14 protein-coding genes, 2 tRNA genes and 1 rRNA gene are annotated in these 17,902 nt (G+C 42.6%); 5 read left to right on the forward strand and 12 right to left on the reverse strand.

Annotated elements, in window-relative coordinates; genetic code table 11:
* Positions 1 to 85: 85 nt before the first annotated feature.
* Positions 86 to 160, reverse strand: a tRNA-Val gene (locus ACFQ1M_RS11425).
* A gap of 868 nt (positions 161 to 1,028) precedes the next feature.
* Here ACFQ1M_RS11425 and ACFQ1M_RS11430 point away from each other — a divergent pair.
* A complete protein-coding gene (locus tag ACFQ1M_RS11430; protein ID WP_386408300.1) occupies positions 1,029 to 1,463 on the forward strand; it encodes a hemerythrin domain-containing protein in 435 nt (144 codons plus the stop codon).
* Positions 1,464 to 1,557: 94 nt separating this feature from the next.
* On the opposite strand, the gene ACFQ1M_RS11435 is transcribed toward ACFQ1M_RS11430, so the two are convergent.
* The gene (locus tag ACFQ1M_RS11435; protein WP_386408301.1) at positions 1,558 to 1,710 is read right to left on the reverse strand and encodes a YqaE/Pmp3 family membrane protein; all 153 of its coding nucleotides are present in this window, start codon (positions 1,708 to 1,710) and stop codon (positions 1,558 to 1,560) included.
* Between the two features lie 318 nt (positions 1,711 to 2,028).
* Positions 2,029 to 2,223, reverse strand: a complete 195-nt coding sequence (locus ACFQ1M_RS11440) for a hypothetical protein (protein WP_386408303.1) — start codon at positions 2,221 to 2,223, stop codon at positions 2,029 to 2,031.
* A 42-nt stretch (positions 2,224 to 2,265) separates the two neighbouring features.
* On the opposite strand from ACFQ1M_RS11440, the gene ACFQ1M_RS11445 reads away from it, so the two are divergent.
* Entirely contained in the window at positions 2,266 to 2,637 is a 372-nt protein-coding gene (locus tag ACFQ1M_RS11445) for a hypothetical protein (RefSeq protein ID WP_386408305.1), read from the forward strand.
* 37 nt (positions 2,638 to 2,674) lie between these two features.
* Here ACFQ1M_RS11445 and ACFQ1M_RS11450 read toward each other — a convergent pair.
* From ACFQ1M_RS11450 to ACFQ1M_RS11485, 8 genes are all read right to left on the reverse strand, one after another.
* A tRNA-Val gene (locus tag ACFQ1M_RS11450) sits at positions 2,675 to 2,749 on the reverse strand.
* 89 nt (positions 2,750 to 2,838) lie between these two features.
* Positions 2,839 to 4,050, reverse strand: a complete 1,212-nt coding sequence (locus ACFQ1M_RS11455; protein WP_386408307.1) for a bifunctional folylpolyglutamate synthase/dihydrofolate synthase — start codon at positions 4,048 to 4,050, stop codon at positions 2,839 to 2,841.
* 9 nt (positions 4,051 to 4,059) lie between these two features.
* Entirely contained in the window at positions 4,060 to 4,965 is a 906-nt protein-coding gene (locus ACFQ1M_RS11460; protein ID WP_386408309.1) for an energy transducer TonB, read from the reverse strand.
* Positions 4,966 to 5,361 (reverse strand): ExbD/TolR family protein, encoded by a 396-nt coding sequence (locus tag ACFQ1M_RS11465; protein ID WP_386408311.1) that lies wholly within the window; start codon positions 5,359 to 5,361, stop codon positions 4,966 to 4,968. It abuts the gene before it with no gap.
* The gene (locus ACFQ1M_RS11470) at positions 5,361 to 6,050 is read right to left on the reverse strand and encodes a MotA/TolQ/ExbB proton channel family protein (protein WP_386408313.1); all 690 of its coding nucleotides are present in this window, start codon (positions 6,048 to 6,050) and stop codon (positions 5,361 to 5,363) included. Before ACFQ1M_RS11470 ends, ACFQ1M_RS11465 begins: the two co-directional genes overlap by 1 nt.
* Before the next feature lie 50 nt (positions 6,051 to 6,100).
* A complete protein-coding gene (gene nhaD, locus ACFQ1M_RS11475; RefSeq protein ID WP_386408315.1) occupies positions 6,101 to 7,501 on the reverse strand; it encodes a sodium:proton antiporter NhaD in 1,401 nt (466 codons plus the stop codon).
* Between the two features lie 19 nt (positions 7,502 to 7,520).
* Positions 7,521 to 8,747, reverse strand: coding sequence for a Glu/Leu/Phe/Val dehydrogenase dimerization domain-containing protein (locus tag ACFQ1M_RS11480; protein ID WP_386408317.1), 1,227 nt, complete (start codon positions 8,745 to 8,747; stop codon positions 7,521 to 7,523).
* A gap of 65 nt (positions 8,748 to 8,812) precedes the next feature.
* A complete protein-coding gene (locus ACFQ1M_RS11485) occupies positions 8,813 to 9,913 on the reverse strand; it encodes an anhydro-N-acetylmuramic acid kinase (RefSeq protein WP_386408319.1) in 1,101 nt (366 codons plus the stop codon).
* Positions 9,914 to 9,966: 53 nt separating this feature from the next.
* Here ACFQ1M_RS11485 and ACFQ1M_RS11490 point away from each other — a divergent pair, with 53 nt between their 5' ends.
* The 3 genes from ACFQ1M_RS11490 (at position 9,967) to ACFQ1M_RS11500 (ending at position 17,449) form a co-directional block, all read left to right on the forward strand.
* Positions 9,967 to 11,109, forward strand: coding sequence for an acyl-CoA dehydrogenase (locus tag ACFQ1M_RS11490; RefSeq protein ID WP_386408321.1), 1,143 nt, complete (start codon positions 9,967 to 9,969; stop codon positions 11,107 to 11,109).
* A 360-nt stretch (positions 11,110 to 11,469) separates the two neighbouring features.
* Positions 11,470 to 15,987: a glutamate synthase large subunit gene (gltB, locus tag ACFQ1M_RS11495; RefSeq protein ID WP_386408323.1), complete on the forward strand. Its 4,518-nt coding sequence runs from the start codon at positions 11,470 to 11,472 to the stop codon at positions 15,985 to 15,987.
* Positions 15,988 to 15,991: 4 nt separating this feature from the next.
* Entirely contained in the window at positions 15,992 to 17,449 is a 1,458-nt protein-coding gene (locus tag ACFQ1M_RS11500) for a glutamate synthase subunit beta (protein ID WP_386408325.1), read from the forward strand.
* Positions 17,450 to 17,799: 350 nt separating this feature from the next.
* On the opposite strand, the gene rrf is transcribed toward ACFQ1M_RS11500, so the two are convergent.
* Positions 17,800 to 17,902 (reverse strand): 5S ribosomal RNA (gene rrf / locus ACFQ1M_RS11505); the annotation flags it as partial.

A 17,902-nucleotide genomic window follows, 5' to 3' on the forward strand; every position in this document is an offset into this window, starting at 1 on the left:
TTTCTTCCAAAACATCCAAAGCTGCGCTTTGAGTTTTTCCAGAAATAAAAAAGTCTGCACAAATGTGCAGACTTTTCGCTTGATGTGGGTCATACTGGATTCGAACCGGTGACCTCTGCCCTGTCAAGGCAGCGCTCTAAACCAACTGAGCTAATGACCCCATTAAGAACTGCGAAAATAGGAAAAAGATCGTTCTAACAAAAGTTGTTTTTACATATCTTGCTTTTCTTTTACAGTTGATCTACTTGAAAGTTTTGTGAACAGCTTCTCATCAAGGGCCCATCTTTATCTTGAAGCACTATATCATAATCGATATATTAGAATATTTCAAAGTGTAATCCCATCTCTTTTTTATTAAATATCCTTCTAATAAGAAAATTTGTCACCCCAAATTTTGAAGTTGAAAAGAGAATGAACATAGTCTATAGCCCATAGAAAAGTAATCGCAACCATAAATACTAGGAAGTCTTCTTTACAAAATCTGATATAGCAGATACCATAGAGGAGGTCCAAACGTAAATTAAAAGATGTGGGGAAGGTATCATCATCTATAATGGGTTATGGTCCATTTGGTACAGTCAAGGAAAATTGCATTTGCACACATTTTATCTCACTTCAGAAACTACTTTTACGATATCGAAATAAATCGAAGATTTTTAATAGTTCTCATACCATAGTCATCAACTTGTGTTTGTTAACCTTTGAGAATCTTAAGCACTTTAATCAAAAACCAAAAATTATTAGAAATTTTATCGGAATAGCGTTGATTTACCCTCTATTCACTAGCTGCGATGTTCAACGAAAAAACAGGTCAAGCTTCCTGAAGTTGATGTAGATGCAGAGACAGAAGCCGGAAAACTCCCGATTTTCGATGTAGACTGGGAGGATGTCAATTCCTTTAAATCTGACTTGAAAAACTCGAGAGTAATTTTCACAAGTTAGTATATCTTAATTGCCGTTAGTTGGTTGCTGAAAATGGCCTCTACGACTATCAGGGCGGTCATTTTTTTAATTTAAAACTATAAACGATGAATATTTTTGAAGCATTGCGCAAAGATCATGATAAACAACGAAAATTGTTGAAAGAATTGGTTGAAACCTCTGGTGACACAAAAAAAAGGACTCAAGTATTCAAGGACCTTAAAAAAGAACTCTCCATTCACGCCGACGCCGAAGAACGATACTTTTACGTCCCTCTTATCGATAGTGATAAAACACAAGAAAAGGCACGCCACAGTATTGCCGAGCATCACGAGATCGATGAGTTTATAGAAAAGCTAGAAGAAACAGACCATTCGGCTTCCAATTGGCTTAAGATTGCCAAAGATCTAAAAGAGAGAGTTGAACATCATCTTGAAGAGGAGGAACACGAAGTTTTTCAAATGGCAGGAAAAGTGCTATCGGATAATCAGAAGGGCAGTCTAGCTGAAGAATATATCAGTTACATCGAAAAAGAGAGATAAAAAAATTCTTCGCAGAAGAATAGCGATGCTGAACCACCTAAGTTTCGGCATCGCTTTGTTAACGCCAATGACGCCGTTCAACAACATCCCCGCTTTACTGATTGACAATAAAGGCATGGATGACTCCTGGCAACCAGCCGATCAGTGTTAGCAATATGCTTACGAGAAAGGCAGTTCCAATGCCATGCTTTAAAAAGACCGCCAAAGGTGGTAAAAGAATATTCAAAATGATGGTAAGTAATGACATGCTATGAGTTTTAGTGGTTAATGATTATGATACGATCGAATGAACATATTGCTCTCAAAACCCTTGAACAACTATAAAGTTAAAGATGGCTATTTTTTAGATACCATATGCGCTCAAAAACAACTCTTCTTAGTTCAAACCCCTTTTTAGTTTTCTGAATACCTATTCAAACGAGCGGTCAGTCAGCGACTTGAAAGACGTACAAGCATATATGAGAAGGTCGCTCTGAACGAGTTAGATTTCCTAAATGCGAGACCGCTGCTGCAATTGAAAAGTCTGCCATGCTCCACATGGCCTTTTTTATTTCTTCCAAAACTTCTAAAGCGTGGTCGGGGATTCCTTTGCCATGCAAAACATCCCGATCGCGAGACCGCTGCTGCAATTGAAAAGTCTGCCATGCTCCACATGGCCTTTTTTATTTCTTCCAAAACTTCTAAAGCGTGGTCGGGGATTCCTTTGCCATGCAAAACATCCCGATCGCGAGACCGCTGCTGCAATTGGAAAGTCTGCCATCCTCCACATGGTCTTTTTTATTTCTTCCAAAACTTCTAAAGAATGGTCGGGGATTCTTTTGTCATCCAAAACATCCCGATCGCGAGACCGCTGCTGCAATTGAAAAGTCTGCCATGCTCCACATGGCCTTTTTTATTTCTTCCAAAACTTCTAAAGAATGGTCGGGGATTCTTTTGTCATCCAAAACATCCCGATCGCGAGACCGCTGCTGCAATTGAAAAGTCTGCCATGCTCCACATGGCCTTTTTTATTTCTTCCAAAACTTCTAAAGGCGTGGTCGGGGATTCCTTTGCCATGCAAAACATCCCGATCGCGAGACCGCTGCTGCAATTGAAAAGTCTGCCATGCTTCGCATGCTCTTTTTTATTTCTTCCAAAACTTCTAAAGCTGCGCTTTGAGTTTTTCCAGAAATAAAAAAGTCTGCACTTTCGTGCAGACTTTTCGTTTGATGTGGGCGCTGAGGGATTCGAACCCCCGACCCCTTGGGTGTAAACCAAGTGCTCTGAACCAACTGAGCTAAGCGCCCTTCTCAATAATTCGCAACCCCTTTATTTGTGATTGCGGGTGCAAATATAGGACAGTTTTGACTTCTACCAAAAGAAAAAGATGAAAAAATCAAACTATTTCTGCTACTACAAAAGTACTTCCTCCAACATAGACCACATCCTCCTTTTTCGCCTTTTGAAGTGCTGAATCATATGCCGCAGCTACCGTATCGAATACCTCTCCCTTTAGCCCATGCTTCTGCGCTGCTGATTTTAAAATTTCGGCGGCCAATCCTCTTAAAACATTTGGGGCGCAAAAATAGAATTGTGCATCCTTAGGAAACAAAGGGAGCACAGCATCGACATCTTTATCATTGACCATGCCTAGAACAATATGCAATTTCTCAAAATGTTCTTTGCCTAACTGTTCCATTACAAGGGTCAGCCCTTCTTTATTATGAGCAGTATCACAGATCACCTTAGGGGCTTGTCGCAAAATTTGCCATCTTCCCTTTAAGCCTGTATTGGCAACCACACTTCTCAGGCCATTTTGTATATGCTTTTCTGTAATCTTAAAACCTTTCAATAACTTAATGGTCTGCACTACGGCCTTTATGTTCTTTGCTTGGTAATCCCCCAACAGATCGGTCTTGAAGTTTTTATCGACCGATTCTTCAGCCAGAAACAACATACTGCTTTTCTCTTTGGCCACTGCCTCAAAAATTGGGAATGTAGTTTCGTGAAATTCGCTGACCACGACGGGAACACCCTTTTTGATGATTCCCGCTTTTTCTTTGGCAATACTCGGAAGTGTGTTTCCCAAGAATTGTGTATGGTCCAACCCAATGTTGGTAATCACAGAAACTTCTGGAGTAATGATATTCGTTGAATCGAGTCTTCCTCCTAGACCCACCTCGATAATGCCAATATCAACATTTTTCTTAGCAAAATATTCAAAGGCCATGCCCACTGTCATCTCGAAAAAAGACAATCTTTCAGTTTCAAAGAAGGCTTTGTTTCTTTTTACGAATTGAATTACGAACTGCTTGCTAACCTCTCTACCATTTATTTTGATGCGTTCTCTAAAATCCTTTAGGTGAGGGGAGGTATAGAGCCCTACCGTATAGCCAGCCTCCTGCAGTACCGAGGCTAACATATGACTTGTAGAACCCTTGCCGTTAGTGCCAGCAACATGGATAGATTTGAATTTGTTCTCGGGATTTCCGAGGTGCTTGGCGAGTTTGTGCGTATTATCAAGATTAGGTTTGTAGGCGGCTTTCCCTTGACGTTGGTACATGGGAAGTTGCACAAAGAGCCAATCGAGCGTTTCTTGGTAATTCATACCGTAATATTACTCACTAAGACTGAAATTAATAACGATAAAGCCTTTTTGTTGCGCTGGAGCATTTTGATCAGCATTCCATCTAAATCCCAGTGCCGTTTGCTTAGCAGGGGCCAATAGACACGGGTGATTGTTTGTAGTACCTCTCACACCAGCTTTCGCACTGACCACCTTTCCGCTTTGGTCGACAACAATGGCAACCACCACGCGACCTTCTTCGTTGCAGTTTTGTTTAGCCTCGCCAGTTTTGTAAATACTTCTACCGTTAAGGCCATAATCACTTCCTCCGCCAGGACCAGGGTTCCCGTAATATGTGTTGGCGTATGGATTGCCATCTATTTGTCCCTTATCACCATCTTGGCTGTCATCACCTTCCCCTCCAGTTTCAGTACCATCGGTCTTTCCAATACCACCCATCAAGGCATCTAATTTTGCTTTCTTAGCCTCCTGTTCTTTTCTGATACGTTCTTTTCTAGCCTCTTCGGCAGCCTTCTTTCGTTCTTCTTCTTTCCGTTTGGCTTCTTCTAATGCAATTCGCTTAGCTTCTTCGGCGTCGGCCTTTCTTTTTGCCTCTTCTTCAGCCTTCCTTATGGCAATGGCCTCGGCTTCTTCCTGTGTCAATACCTTTTCTCCTGTATTGGCACTTTTAGTAGAAGCTTGTTCTTTTACGGTTTCTTTAACGGCTTCTTTTGGAGTGTTCTGTTTTGGCTGATTGGTCGCAGGCTTGAGAGGCGCCTTTGGTTGCTTGTTTCCGCTTCCCACGTTGGAAGTGCCAAAATTAACCTCCATGGCATACTCTATCGGCGGGTCAAAATAATTGAGTCCAACAAAGAATAATAGCAACAAAAGGATCACCGCTATTACCGAAGTAATACCCGCTGACTGTCGTTGATATTTTGTCTTGAGCCATGCCATTTATTTTGGCTTTACCGCCAATATCACTTTTATTCTATTCTTATTTGCGATATCCATTACCTTCACCACATTGTCGACTGGAACTGTCTTATCCGCTCGTAATACCAAAGTGGGTTTGTCTTGTCCGGACAATGCTTCTTTTATCCTGCGTTCCAAGCTGCGTTCAGTTACTTTCTTTCCATCTAAAAAATAGACGAGATCTTTACTGATACTCACCGAAACGGTCTTTCTGTTTTCACTCTTTCCACTGGCATTTGGCAGGTTGATATCAACGGTATCCATATACTTTGCCAAGGTGGAGGCGATCATAAAGAAGATCAACAGCAAGAACACCACATCCGTCATGGATGCCATGTTGAACTCTGGTGTGACCCTATTTCGTCCTCGAATATTCATTATATCGGTTCGTTTAAGAGGTCTAGAAACTCAACGGAGTTAGATTCCATCTGATGAACTACTTTATCGGTGCGAACCACCATATGGTTGTAGGCCATATAGGCTACAATGCCCACGATCAATCCAGCAACCGTAGTTGTCATGGCAGTATACAATCCTCCTGAAAGCAATTTCATATCGATGTTTCCTCCTGCCTTTGATATTTCAAAGATCGATAATATCATTCCAATAACTGTACCAAGAAACCCTATCATTGGAGCCACTCCAGATATGGTAGCCACAACGCTCATATTCTTTTCTAGCTTGTAGATCTCCAATCTACCTGCATTCTCTATCGCAGAGTTGATATCTTCGAGCGGTTTGCCTATACGAGAAATCCCTTTGGAGATCAGTCGCGATACCGGTGTATTCATTTGCGCACAAAGGACCTGTGCCGCGTCGACTTTGCCGCCAGAAACATGATCCTTGATCTGATTCATAAAGTTGGGGTCGATCCTTGAAGCGCCTTTGATCGCCAAAATTCTTTCGAAATATATATATAGCGCAACCAAAAGGAGTACAAAAAGCATGGCAATAATGACTTGACCACCAACACCACCGCTTCTGATCAATTCTATGACCGATAGCGTTTGTTCTTCGATTAGCCCATCTTGCAATGTATCTTGGGCCGCATCCTGAAATAATAGCATAATGTCTTTTAGGTTTTAGTTGTTAACGATTAAATTGGGGATAAATTATATTATAGAATAGCTCTCATCACAACAAACACAACTGCTCCTGCTAAGAATCCTAATAATGCTAGCCAAGATATCTTTCTAAGGTACCAGAAAAAGTCGATCTTTTCCATTCCCATGGCTACAACACCAGCAGCTGAACCGATGATCAACATGCTTCCTCCAGTTCCTGCAGAGTAGGCGATAAAGTGCCACAACGGATTGTCTATGGGTTCTGAAAACATTCCTAAACTTGCTGCCACTAAGGGTACATTGTCTATAACTGCCGACCCAAAACCTAGGAATATCACTACGAGGTCAGAAACACGTGTCCCGTCTAGTTCGGTACCCAACATCGGCATGGCATCTTGCAGATAATTGGCAAAACCAAATAGCTGTCCTAGTGATTCTAAAGCAGCGACGGCCATTAAAATACCCAAGAAAAATAGGATGCTAGGAAGTTCAATTTTGGATAGTGAGTGATGCACTGGACTGTGATGGGCCGCCTCTTTGCTTTCTTCCTTTGCTCCTAGCTCTGTAATACTGAATTTCGTGCTGCTGTAAATCTCTGCAAAGGTGGCCACCACTCCTAGGGATAACATCATTCCGACATAGGGTGGTAGGTGTGTCACCACTTTGAATACAGGTACAAAAACGATCGCGGAGAGGCCCAAGTACAACATCGTAGGACCAAACTTACTTGTATTCTCGTTGTTATCATCCAGGTCATCGGCATCGATCTTTCCTTTAAATGCTGGCAAGAAGGAGGCGATCAACGACGGTATCACCATACATACCAATGACGGCAATAACAGATAGATGATCAGATTTCCTGTAGAAACCTTATTTCCTATCCATAGCATCGTTGTGGTCACATCTCCAATAGGAGACCAAGCCCCACCTGCATTTGCTGCGATGATTATCAAACCAGCATACCACAATCGATCTTCACGCTTACCAACAATTTTTTGTAGGATCGAAATCAATACAATGGTCGCTGTGAGGTTGTCTATGATTGCCGAAAGTATAAAAGCCAAAAAAGAAAAGATCCATAGAATACGAACTTTGCTTTTGGTCTTGATAAAACCTTTGATCGTAGCAAAACCATTAAAATAGTCAATGATCTCTACAATGGTCATTGCCCCCAACAAGAAAACTAGAATTTCTGCGGTCTTTCCAAGATGGTGCAATAAGGTTTCTTCCATCAAATGAAGCTTCCCCTCTTGGCCCATTTCTGCATAGCCATCTACCAAACCATGCTGAGATGAATCAAACCATGTAGTGAAATCGTCTAATCCAAAAGCGATAAGCGCCCAGCATATCGCCATCATTATCAATGCCGGTATCAGTTTGTCTATTTTCAAATTATGCTCTAAGGTGATGGCTAAATAGCCCAATACAAAGACAATGATGATTACGGTTTCCATGTAGTGAGTTGGTTTTGGTTTATACTAATTGTTTCAATGCTATCTCAAATGCGGTGCTACTGATATTCGTTTTAGAAGCACTTTTTTTAAAAGTTTGCTGTAAGGCCTGTCTAATCCTGTTTGAAGTATCCGAAAAGATAGCCCCATCCTCCATAGACACCTTTCGCTCCATAAAATAAGCAAAAACACGTGCCATACCGCAATTCGATATAAAATCGGGAATTAAGCTAACGCGCTCATCGGTATATTCCATGATCGGCCCAAAGAAGATCTCCTTGTCTGCGAAAGGCACATTGGCCCCACAGGAGATCACTTCCAAACCGGTGTCGATCATTTTGGATATCTGTTCTTTCGTAATTAGTCTCGAAGCCGCGCAAGGTGCGAAGATCTCTGTTGGAAGTTCCCAAATACGTCGGTTGATCTCTTCAAAAGAAATCATGTTGTCCGCAACTAATGTATTCCCATCTTTCCTTAGGAAAAGTTCCTTAATTTCTTCAAAGGAGAATCCATCTTCCTTTATGACGCCTCCAACACGGTCGATGATCCCAACCACTTTAGCTCCCATCTGCGATAGATAGAAAGCTGCCGCAGAACCAACATTTCCAAAACCTTGCACAACGGCACGTTTGCCTTCAACACTGCCACCATAGACGTCATAGTAATGGCGCACTGCTTCTGCAACACCATAACCGGTGATCATGTCTGCCACAGTAAATTTTCTTTTTAAGCTGGGGGAATAGTTATCGCTTTCTAAAACCTTGATAACCCCTAGTCGCAGTTGCCCTATTCGATTGATCTTGTCCGCTTCTCTAGGTTGAAAATGTCCATTAAAAACACCTTCTTGTGGATGCCATACACCCGACTCTTCGGTGATTGGGATGACTTCGTGAATTTCGTCCACATTTAAATCCCCTCCTGTACCGTAATAGCTCTTTAACAACGGAGAGACCGCTTTATACCAGCGCTCTAAAACCCCTCGTTTGCGTGGATCACTCGGGTCGAAATTGATGCCCGATTTCGCTCCGCCAATAGCAGGCCCCGAAACCGTGAATTTCACTTCCATGGTCTTTGCCAAAGAAAGTACCTCATTCATATCGAGTCCTTTTCGCATCCGGGTCCCACCACCAGCCGCACCGCCACGCAATGAATTGATGACTGTCCAACCCTCTGCATCGGTTTCTGGATCTTTCCAATTAAAAACTATTTCGGGAGATTTCTCTTCGTATCGTTTAAGTAATTCTTTCATGTAGTTAGTCAGCGTAAAGAAACACAAATATAAAAATAGTAAAACGGTTTCTTTCCTCTATTATCTTATGGTTTAAATATTTTCCCCGAACAATGGTCTTTGATGGCCCCAGTGACACTTTTTAGGCAATTGATCTCTGTACGAAGTTTTAGAACTCCAAGAAGTCCAAATACCAAGGCTTCCTTATATTCGATGATCTCCTTTGACGGAATCACAACCCTGGCATTAGCATGTGATTTGATACGTTCGATCAAAAAGTTGTTATAAGCACCACCTCCTGTGACCAGCACTGTTGTATCCTCAGGAATTACTGCGGCGATTTGGATTGCCACATGTTCAACGAATGTCCGCAGCACGTTGGACGCCTGAAGGCCTGAATCTTCTAACATAGGAAAAATGTGTTCCTGCACCCATTCTAACCCTAGTGATTTTGGAGGATCTTTTGTATAGAACCCCAATGAGTTCAAGCCGAGCAACAAGGCTTGGTCCACACGACCAGAGGCTGCTATTTTGCCCTCGCTATCGTAGGGCTTACAAAGCTCCTCCGCAAAATGATTCATCACCACATTTACAGGACATATATCGAATGCCACCCTATCCTCCTTCTCTTCGTAAGAAATATTGGCAAAACCCCCTAGATTCAAACAATAATCATATTCTGCAAAAAGTAGCCTGTCACCAATAGGCACTAATGGAGCGCCCTGCCCTCCTAGCTGTACATCCTGTACTCTAAAATCACAGATGACCTGTTGGCCAATCATGATTGCCAACTTCGGTAAATTTCCAATTTGCAGTGTGATCCCATTTTCAGGTTGATGTAAGATGGTGTGCCCATGTGAGCAAACGGCGTGCAGGTCTTTAATCTGATGATCAATGTGAAAATTTGAAATGATGTTGGCAAGCAATTCGGTGTAATCTTCATCGAGTTGCTTCAATTCTAAGGAAGAATAGTGCACCGCCTCCTTTAGTCGCTGTTTCCATTCTGCCGAATACTGGATGGTTGTAGCCTGATGGATCTTGAACTTCCAACCGTTATTTTTCTCAAGCTGAATCCATGCTAGATCCACCCCATCGAGCGATGTGCCCGACATGACACCTAAAACGTTATAGTACTGGACCTCCATAGGGATAAAATTAATGCTTTCCAATTGAAAAATTCTCAACAAAGCACTATCTTTGAGCGCATTTTTTGAGAACCTTTTAATGATTCAACAATATTATGGACTTTAGTCTTACCGAAGAGCATTTGATGATCCGTGATGCGGCCAGAGATTTTGCTAAAAATGAATTGCTTCCGGGCGTTATAGAAAGAGATGAAAAACAAGAGTTTCCCCAAGAACTTGTGAAGAAAATGGGTGCGCTTGGTTTTATGGGAATCATGACAGATCCGAAATATGGCGGAAGTGGTATGGATTCGATATCCTATGTGCTCATCATGGAGGAATTATCCAAAATAGACGCATCAGCCTCAGTGATCGTATCGGTCAACAATTCCTTGGTATGCTATGGATTAGAGGCCTATGGCACCGAAGAGCAGAAACAAAAATACTTGACAAAATTGGCCACTGGCGAATATACTGGTGCCTTTTGTCTAAGTGAGCCCGAAGCAGGTTCGGACGCTACTTCGCAGCGCACAACCGCCATTGATAAAGGGGATCATTACATCATCAATGGAACAAAAAACTGGATCACCAATGGTGGACGTTCTGATGTGTATCTAGTAATTGCCCAGACCGATAGAGAAAAAGGACATCGCGGAATCAATGCATTTATCGTCGAAAAAGGCATGCCTGGTTTTGATATTGGCCCAAAAGAGGACAAATTGGGAATACGTGGAAGCGACACACATACACTTCAATTCAACGACGTAAAAGTCCCAAAAGAGAATAGGATCGGTGAAGACGGCTTTGGCTTCAAATTCGCCATGAAGACTCTTTCTGGAGGTAGGATAGGCATCGCCGCACAAGCATTAGGTATCGCTTCAGGAGCCTATGAATTGGCCAAGGAGTACTCGAAGGTTCGCAAAGCATTTGGAATAGAAATATGCAATCATCAGGCCATTGCCTTCAAACTGGCCGATATGTACACCGAAATTGAGGCGGCACGCCATTTGGTGATGAAAGCAGCCTGGGATAAAGATAACGGAAACAATTACGATCGTAGCAGTGCGATGGCTAAATTATACGCTTCCAAAGTAGCCATGGAACATACGGTAGAAGCGGTTCAAATTCATGGTGGAAATGGGTTTGTAAAAGAATACCATGTAGAGCGACTGATGCGAGATGCGAAGATCACACAGATCTATGAGGGAACTTCCGAGATCCAGAAAATCGTAATCTCTCGTAGCATTTTAAAAGACTAGCAAGCCATAAATTGATATTTTTGCAAAAACGTCCTTATCAAATCAAGGACGTTTTTTTTAATCATCTTTTTTAAGGGGGCAATCGCTTGGTTTTTTATAAAAACCAATGAGTAACCATATATTTTTTAGGGTTTCAATCATTTATTTACAGTTTTCGATGACAATACCCCTTAAAAAAAGTACGTAACGGTTGTATTTTTCACTAAAATTTCAGCATTTTATAACGCAAACGGTTTCGGAAGTATCACTTTGCATTATTTATACCATAATTTTACATACGCTACATTTCTTTAAAACATATTGCAAGATCATTGAATTTTTTCTTATTCATGATTTAAATTAGTGAAAAATCACTAAAATATGTTTCCCAAAAAACAAGGTCTATATTCCCCCGAATTCGAACATGACAACTGTGGCGCTGGATTTATTTGCAGCCTAAATGGAAAACGTACCAATGATATTATTCATAAGGCGTTGGACATTCTAGTACGATTGGAGCACAGGGGTGCAGTAAGTGCCGATGGAAAGACAGGTGATGGTGCTGGGATACTCATTGAGATCCCTCACGACTTTCTTAAAAAAGATTGTGATTTCGAAATTCCCGCGCAAAAAGAATATGCGCTGGGTATGGTATTTCTCCCAAAGGCCAGCAATCAGGCTGAATATTGCATCAATGCCTTTGAAAAAAGCATCCGTGAGCAGGGCCTAAGCATTATAGGATGGAGAGATGTTCCTGTAGAACACGAGCATGTTGGAAGTATAGCGACAACTACCGAACCGGCCATTAAACAGGTGTTCATAGGCAAAAATGGTCAAGACTTAACAGAGCATCAGTTTACAACCAAGCTTTATTTGGCAAGAAAAATTGCTGAACATGAAGTTTTGAACTCAAGACTCTCGCAAGCGAGCTACTTTTATTTTCCAAGCTTATCGGTAAACACCGTCATATATAAAGGTCTTCTGATTCCTGAGGATATCAATAGATACTACACAGACCTGAATCAACCTGAGGTAGTGACTCGTTTGGCCTTAGTTCATCAGCGATTCTCAACCAACACTTTCCCAACATGGGATTTGGCTCAACCGTTTAGATATATGTGCCATAATGGAGAGATCAATACCATACGAGGCAACCTTAGCAGGATGAAAGCCAGGGAAGAACTCTTTGCCAGTGAATTGTTAGGCGATGATCTAAAAAAGCTTCCCCCAGTGGTATTGGAGGGAAAATCGGATTCTGCCTCGATGGATATGGTCGTCGAACTCCTCCTAGCCACAGGACGTTCATTGCCAGAGGTGATGATGATGCTCGTGCCAGAAGCCTGGGAGAAACATCTATCTATGAGCGATGAGAAAAAAGCCTTTTATCAATATAATGCGTGCATCATGGAGCCATGGGATGGACCCGCCTCTATTCCATTCACAGATGGAAATTATATTGGTGCCTTATTAGATCGCAACGGATTGCGCCCATCGAGATACACGGTGACCAAGACCGGCTATGTGATCATGTCGTCAGAAACGGGCGTGGTCGATATCAAACCCGAGAATGTGGCCGTCCATGGGAGGTTGGAGCCTGGAAAGATGTTCTTGGTTGACATGAATGAAGGACGTATCATCGATGACGAAGAGATCAAAACAAAGATCGTTACCCAACGACCCTATCGCAAATGGCTTGATCAGAATCTACTTCAACTTGCCAACGTACCTTATACCGGGAATAAGACTCCGGTAGAAAAAGAGGAGATCGCCACTCGTCAGAAGGTTTTTGGATACACCCAAGAAGATATTAAGAGCATCATAGCACCAATGGCAACTGCTGGAAAAGAGGCCATCGGATCGATGGGAACTGACACCCCTTTGGCAGTTCTATCTAGCAAGCCTCAGCTGCTCTATAATTATTTCAAGCAACTTTTCGCACAAGTAACCAATCCGCCACTAGATGGCATTCGCGAAGAGATCGTTACCGATACTAGCTTGGCCATCGGAGGTGATCGTAATATTTTCGATATTGTTCCAGAACAAGCAAAAAAACTAAAGATTCAAAATCCAGTCATCTCCAACGAGGATTTGGATAAAATAAAATACATAGACCATCCTGACTTCAAGGCTACTTCGATACAGACCCTCTATCGTGTTAAGGAAGGTCTTAATGGTGTCGAAAAGGCCCTTGATAATATTATTTCTGAGGTGGAAAAAGCGGTCACCACCGGTGCCAACATTATCATTCTATCAGATCGAGGTGTTTCATCGGATAAAGCCCCGATCCCGATGTTACTGGCAACCTCGTATGTACACCACTCCTTGAAAGGAAAGAAAAGTCGTTCAAAATTCGGTATTGTCGTCGAATCCTCAGAGCCACGAGAACCGCATCACTTTGCGCTGCTTTTTGGTTACGGGGCCAGTGCCATCAATCCGTACATGGTAAATGAGATCATCGAAGAACAAGCATCTAATGATGCTTATGAAGGAATCTCAGCAGAAAATGCTATTGAAAATTTCAATAAGGCCATCGCCAAAGGCATCATCAAGATCATGAATAAGATCGGAATTTCGACGCTTCATTCGTATCGGGGTTCACAGATCTTCGAAGCCTTGGGATTGAACGAAAAGTTCATCAACAAATATTTTTGCAATACCCCCACTCGAATTGAGGGGATCGGTCTTTATGAAATTGAGAAAGAAATAGCCAAAAGGCACGAGGAAGCCTTTAAGACAGCTCCTGTGGATGGCATGTTGAATTTAAATATAGGTGGTGAATACCGATGGCGGCGAAATGGCGAACATCATATGTTCAATCCTACCACGATAGCGAAATTACAGCAAGCCGTTCGTCAAAATAAGCCTGAAAGCTACGATGTCTATTCAAAATTGATCAACGAGCAGAGCAAACAATTGATGACCCTTCGTGGGATGTTCGAATTTACTGATTTCAATCCTGTTCCCCTGGAAGAGGTAGAACCATGGACAGAAATTGTAAAACGATTCAAAACTGGGGCAATGTCATACGGCTCTATTAGCCAAGAAGCACATGAAAATCTTGCAATAGCCATGAATCGAATCGGAGGTAAAAGTAACTCTGGCGAAGGCGGTGAAAACCCAAATAGATTTAATAAGGATCTAGATGGTAATTGGAAGAATAGCGCAATAAAGCAAGTGGCATCCGGTAGATTTGGAGTGTCAATAGACTATTTGTCAAGTGCAAGAGAAATACAGATCAAAATGGCTCAAGGAGCTAAACCCGGTGAAGGTGGACAGCTGCCAGGACCAAAAGTATACCCTTGGGTTGCCGAAGTGAGAAATTCAACGCCTTATGTAGGTCTGATATCACCTCCTCCACACCACGATATTTACTCGATCGAAGATTTGGCACAACTCATCTATGATCTAAAGAATGCGAATCGAGAAGCACGCATCAATGTAAAATTAGTTTCAGAGGTGGGTGTGGGCACCATCGCAGCAGGTGTGGCAAAGGCTAAGGCGGACGTTATCCTTATCTCGGGCTTTGATGGTGGTACCGGAGCTTCTCCCTTAACCTCATTGAAACATGCTGGTTTACCTTGGGAACTCGGTATCGCCGAAGCGCAACAAACACTAGTATTGAACAATCTTCGGAACCGTGTAGCCATTGAATGTGATGGCCAATTGAAAACAGGACGTGACGTTGCCGTCGCTTGCCTCTTAGGCGCCGAAGAGTTTGGTTTTGCCACAGCTCCGCTCGTTGCTTCAGGTTGTATCATGATGCGCGCATGCCATCTCAATACTTGTCCAGTGGGTATCGCAACACAAGATCCAGAACTCAGAAAGAATTTTAAGGGAGAACCAGAGCATGTTATCAACTACATGTATTTCGTTGCACAAGAATTGCGAAAGATCATGGCCCAATTAGGCTTTAGAACAATCAATGAAATGGTCGGTCAGAGTCAGAAGCTAAACATGAATTCTGCAATCAAACATTATAAAGCCCAAGGAATTGATGTTTCTAAAATTCTTTACAAACCAGAAGTTGCAGAAGACACCTCACTTTTCAATACCGAAGTGCAGGATCATCATTTAGACGATGTACTTGACTTTGATATTATTAGCAAGGCGCATCCTGCCATTTATAGAAAAGAGACGATGTCGCTCTACTTTGATATTCACAATACAGATAGAGCAGTCGGAGCGATATTGAGCAATGAAATAACCAAGAAGCATGGGGCGCAAGGACTTCCGGAAGATACTTTACTGCTTAATTTCGAAGGGTCGGCCGGACAGAGCTTTGGTGCTTTTGCCACCAGAGGACTACAAATGACCATAGAAGGAAATAGCAACGACTATTTTGGCAAAGGACTTTCTGGAGCCAAACTGATAGCGAAAGCTCCGGCAAATGCCGATTTTAAACCAGAAGCGAATATCATTATTGGAAATGTGGCACTGTACGGCGCCATTCGTGGAGAGGCCTATATCAATGGCATCGCGGGAGAGCGCTTTTGTGTAAGAAATTCGGGGGCCACAGCAGTGGTTGAAGGCGTGGGAGACCATGGTTGCGAATATATGACCGGTGGCGAGGCAGTGATTCTAGGCAAGATAGGCAGAAATTTCGCTGCGGGAATGAGTGGAGGCATCGCCTTCCTCTACAATGAAAAGAGCAATTTTGATGAGCGTAATTTCAACATGGAAATGATTGGCCTAGAAGACCCATCAGCCGAAGACCTGGAGCGATTACGAACCTTGGTCAGCAACCATGTGAAATACACCGAAAGTCCACTGGCAAAAGAAATTCTAGCGGAATGGGAGACCAATTCTAAAAAGTTCATCAAAGTGATGCCAACCGATTATAAGGCTGCGCTAAAGCGAATTGCAAAGGAAAAAGAAAACGCAACAACCATTACAGCATAATATCATGGGACAGATAAGAGGTTTTATGGAATACGACAAGGCGAAGGAAGACTACGCAGCCGTCGAAGAACGAAAAAAGCATTATAAGGAGTTCACCAAAGAATTACCCTCTGAAACATTGCGGCAACAGGGGGCTCGTTGCATGGATTGTGGCGTTCCTTTTTGCCATAGCGGTTGTCCGCTAGGAAATCTTATTCCTGATTTTAACGATGCTGTATATCGTAATAACTGGAAAGAAGCACTTCAAATTCTTCATGCCACAAATAATTTTCCCGAATTCACAGGACGTCTATGTCCAGCGCCATGCGAGGAGGCATGCGTTTTGGGAATCATCAATCCTTCGGTCTCTATCGAGCTTATCGAAAAATATATTGTGGAAAGAGGATTTAGCGAAGGATGGATCGTCCCGAACCCACCAGCGAATCGAACCGAAAAAACGGTGGCAGTTGTCGGATCAGGTCCAGCAGGGTTAGCCGCCGCTCAACAATTGAATAGGGCTGGCCATACGGTAACTGTTTTCGAAAGGGATGAAAAAATTGGAGGACTACTCCGCTATGGAATTCCTGATTTCAAACTAGAAAAGAATATTATCGATCGTCGTGTTGCGATTCTCGAAGCCGAGGGGATTGCATTTAAAACAGGTGTTGAGGTCGGAAAAAACTACCCGGTTGAAAAACTGTATGATTTTGATGCGGTCGTTCTTTGCGGTGGCGCCACCAAACGTAGACCACTACCGATCAAGGGTGCGAATCTCAAAGGAGTAACCCAGGCCATGGAATTTCTTAAAAATAACAATCAAGTGGTTGATGGTCTTCAGGATTTAAGCGCTGAGCTTTCCGCCAAAGGAAAAGATGTTATTGTCATTGGTGGTGGAGATACAGGCTCTGACTGTATAGGGACTTCCAACAGACATGGCGCCAAAAGTGTGACTAATTTTGAGATCATGCCTCGTCCTGCGGATAGCAGAACCGAAGAAAATCCTTGGCCATTTTGGCCATTTAAATATAAAGAAAGCTCATCACACCAAGAGGGATGTGAACGAGAATTCAGCATTCTTACCAAAGAATTCATCGGTGATGAAGAAGGAAATCTGAAAGGACTTAGAACTGTTGAAGTCGAATGGATAAAGATCCCAGGAGAACGACCACAACTAAGAGAAATTGAAGGTTCTGAAAAAGAATGGCCCTGTGATTTGGCACTACTAGCTCTCGGTTTCACCGGTCCTGAGACAACCTTGAGCGAGCAATTAGGGCTCTATACGGATGAGCGAAGTAATATCCTTGGAAATGAATATCAGACGAATATGCCAAACATTTTTGTCGCGGGTGATATGCGCAGAGGGCAATCATTAATAGTTTGGGCCATTTCAGAAGGAAGAGAAGCAGCGCATCATGTAGATAAATTCCTAATGGGAACGAGCAGTTTACCAATTAAAGAAAAAGGGGATCTTCCTGCCGCATAATGCAAAAATTAAACCCAGAAGCACACAACTAAATTCTGTTTTTGTTTATTTTGAAGAAAGCGCTTTACACTAGATTGTGAAGCGTTTTTGATTTGTACTCATTTTAGAAGGAGGATGATCACCTAGCATTTCAATACTGCTAATAGAAAAATCTATTCTAGAATGACACTAGCTAAATGCATAAGGGTATGTGGTTGAATCGTAAAAAATTAAATAAAAAAAGACCTAACCTATTTTCAGGTTGGGTCTCTGCAAGAAGGCGGCGACCTACCCGCCCGTACCGGGCGGGCCCTCCCACCAGGGCTTCACCATAAAAGAAGGGTCCGACCCATTGCTGGACCGGACCCTGAAGAAGGCGGCGACCTACTCTCCCACCATGTAGGCAGTACCATCGGCGCTGGCGGGCTTAACTGCCCTGTTCGGGATGGGAAGGGGTGAGCCCCGCCGCCATCG

It is taken from the genome of Sungkyunkwania multivorans, assembly GCF_042675645.1.
In the GTDB taxonomy this organism is placed as follows: domain Bacteria; phylum Bacteroidota; class Bacteroidia; order Flavobacteriales; family Flavobacteriaceae; genus Sungkyunkwania; species Sungkyunkwania multivorans.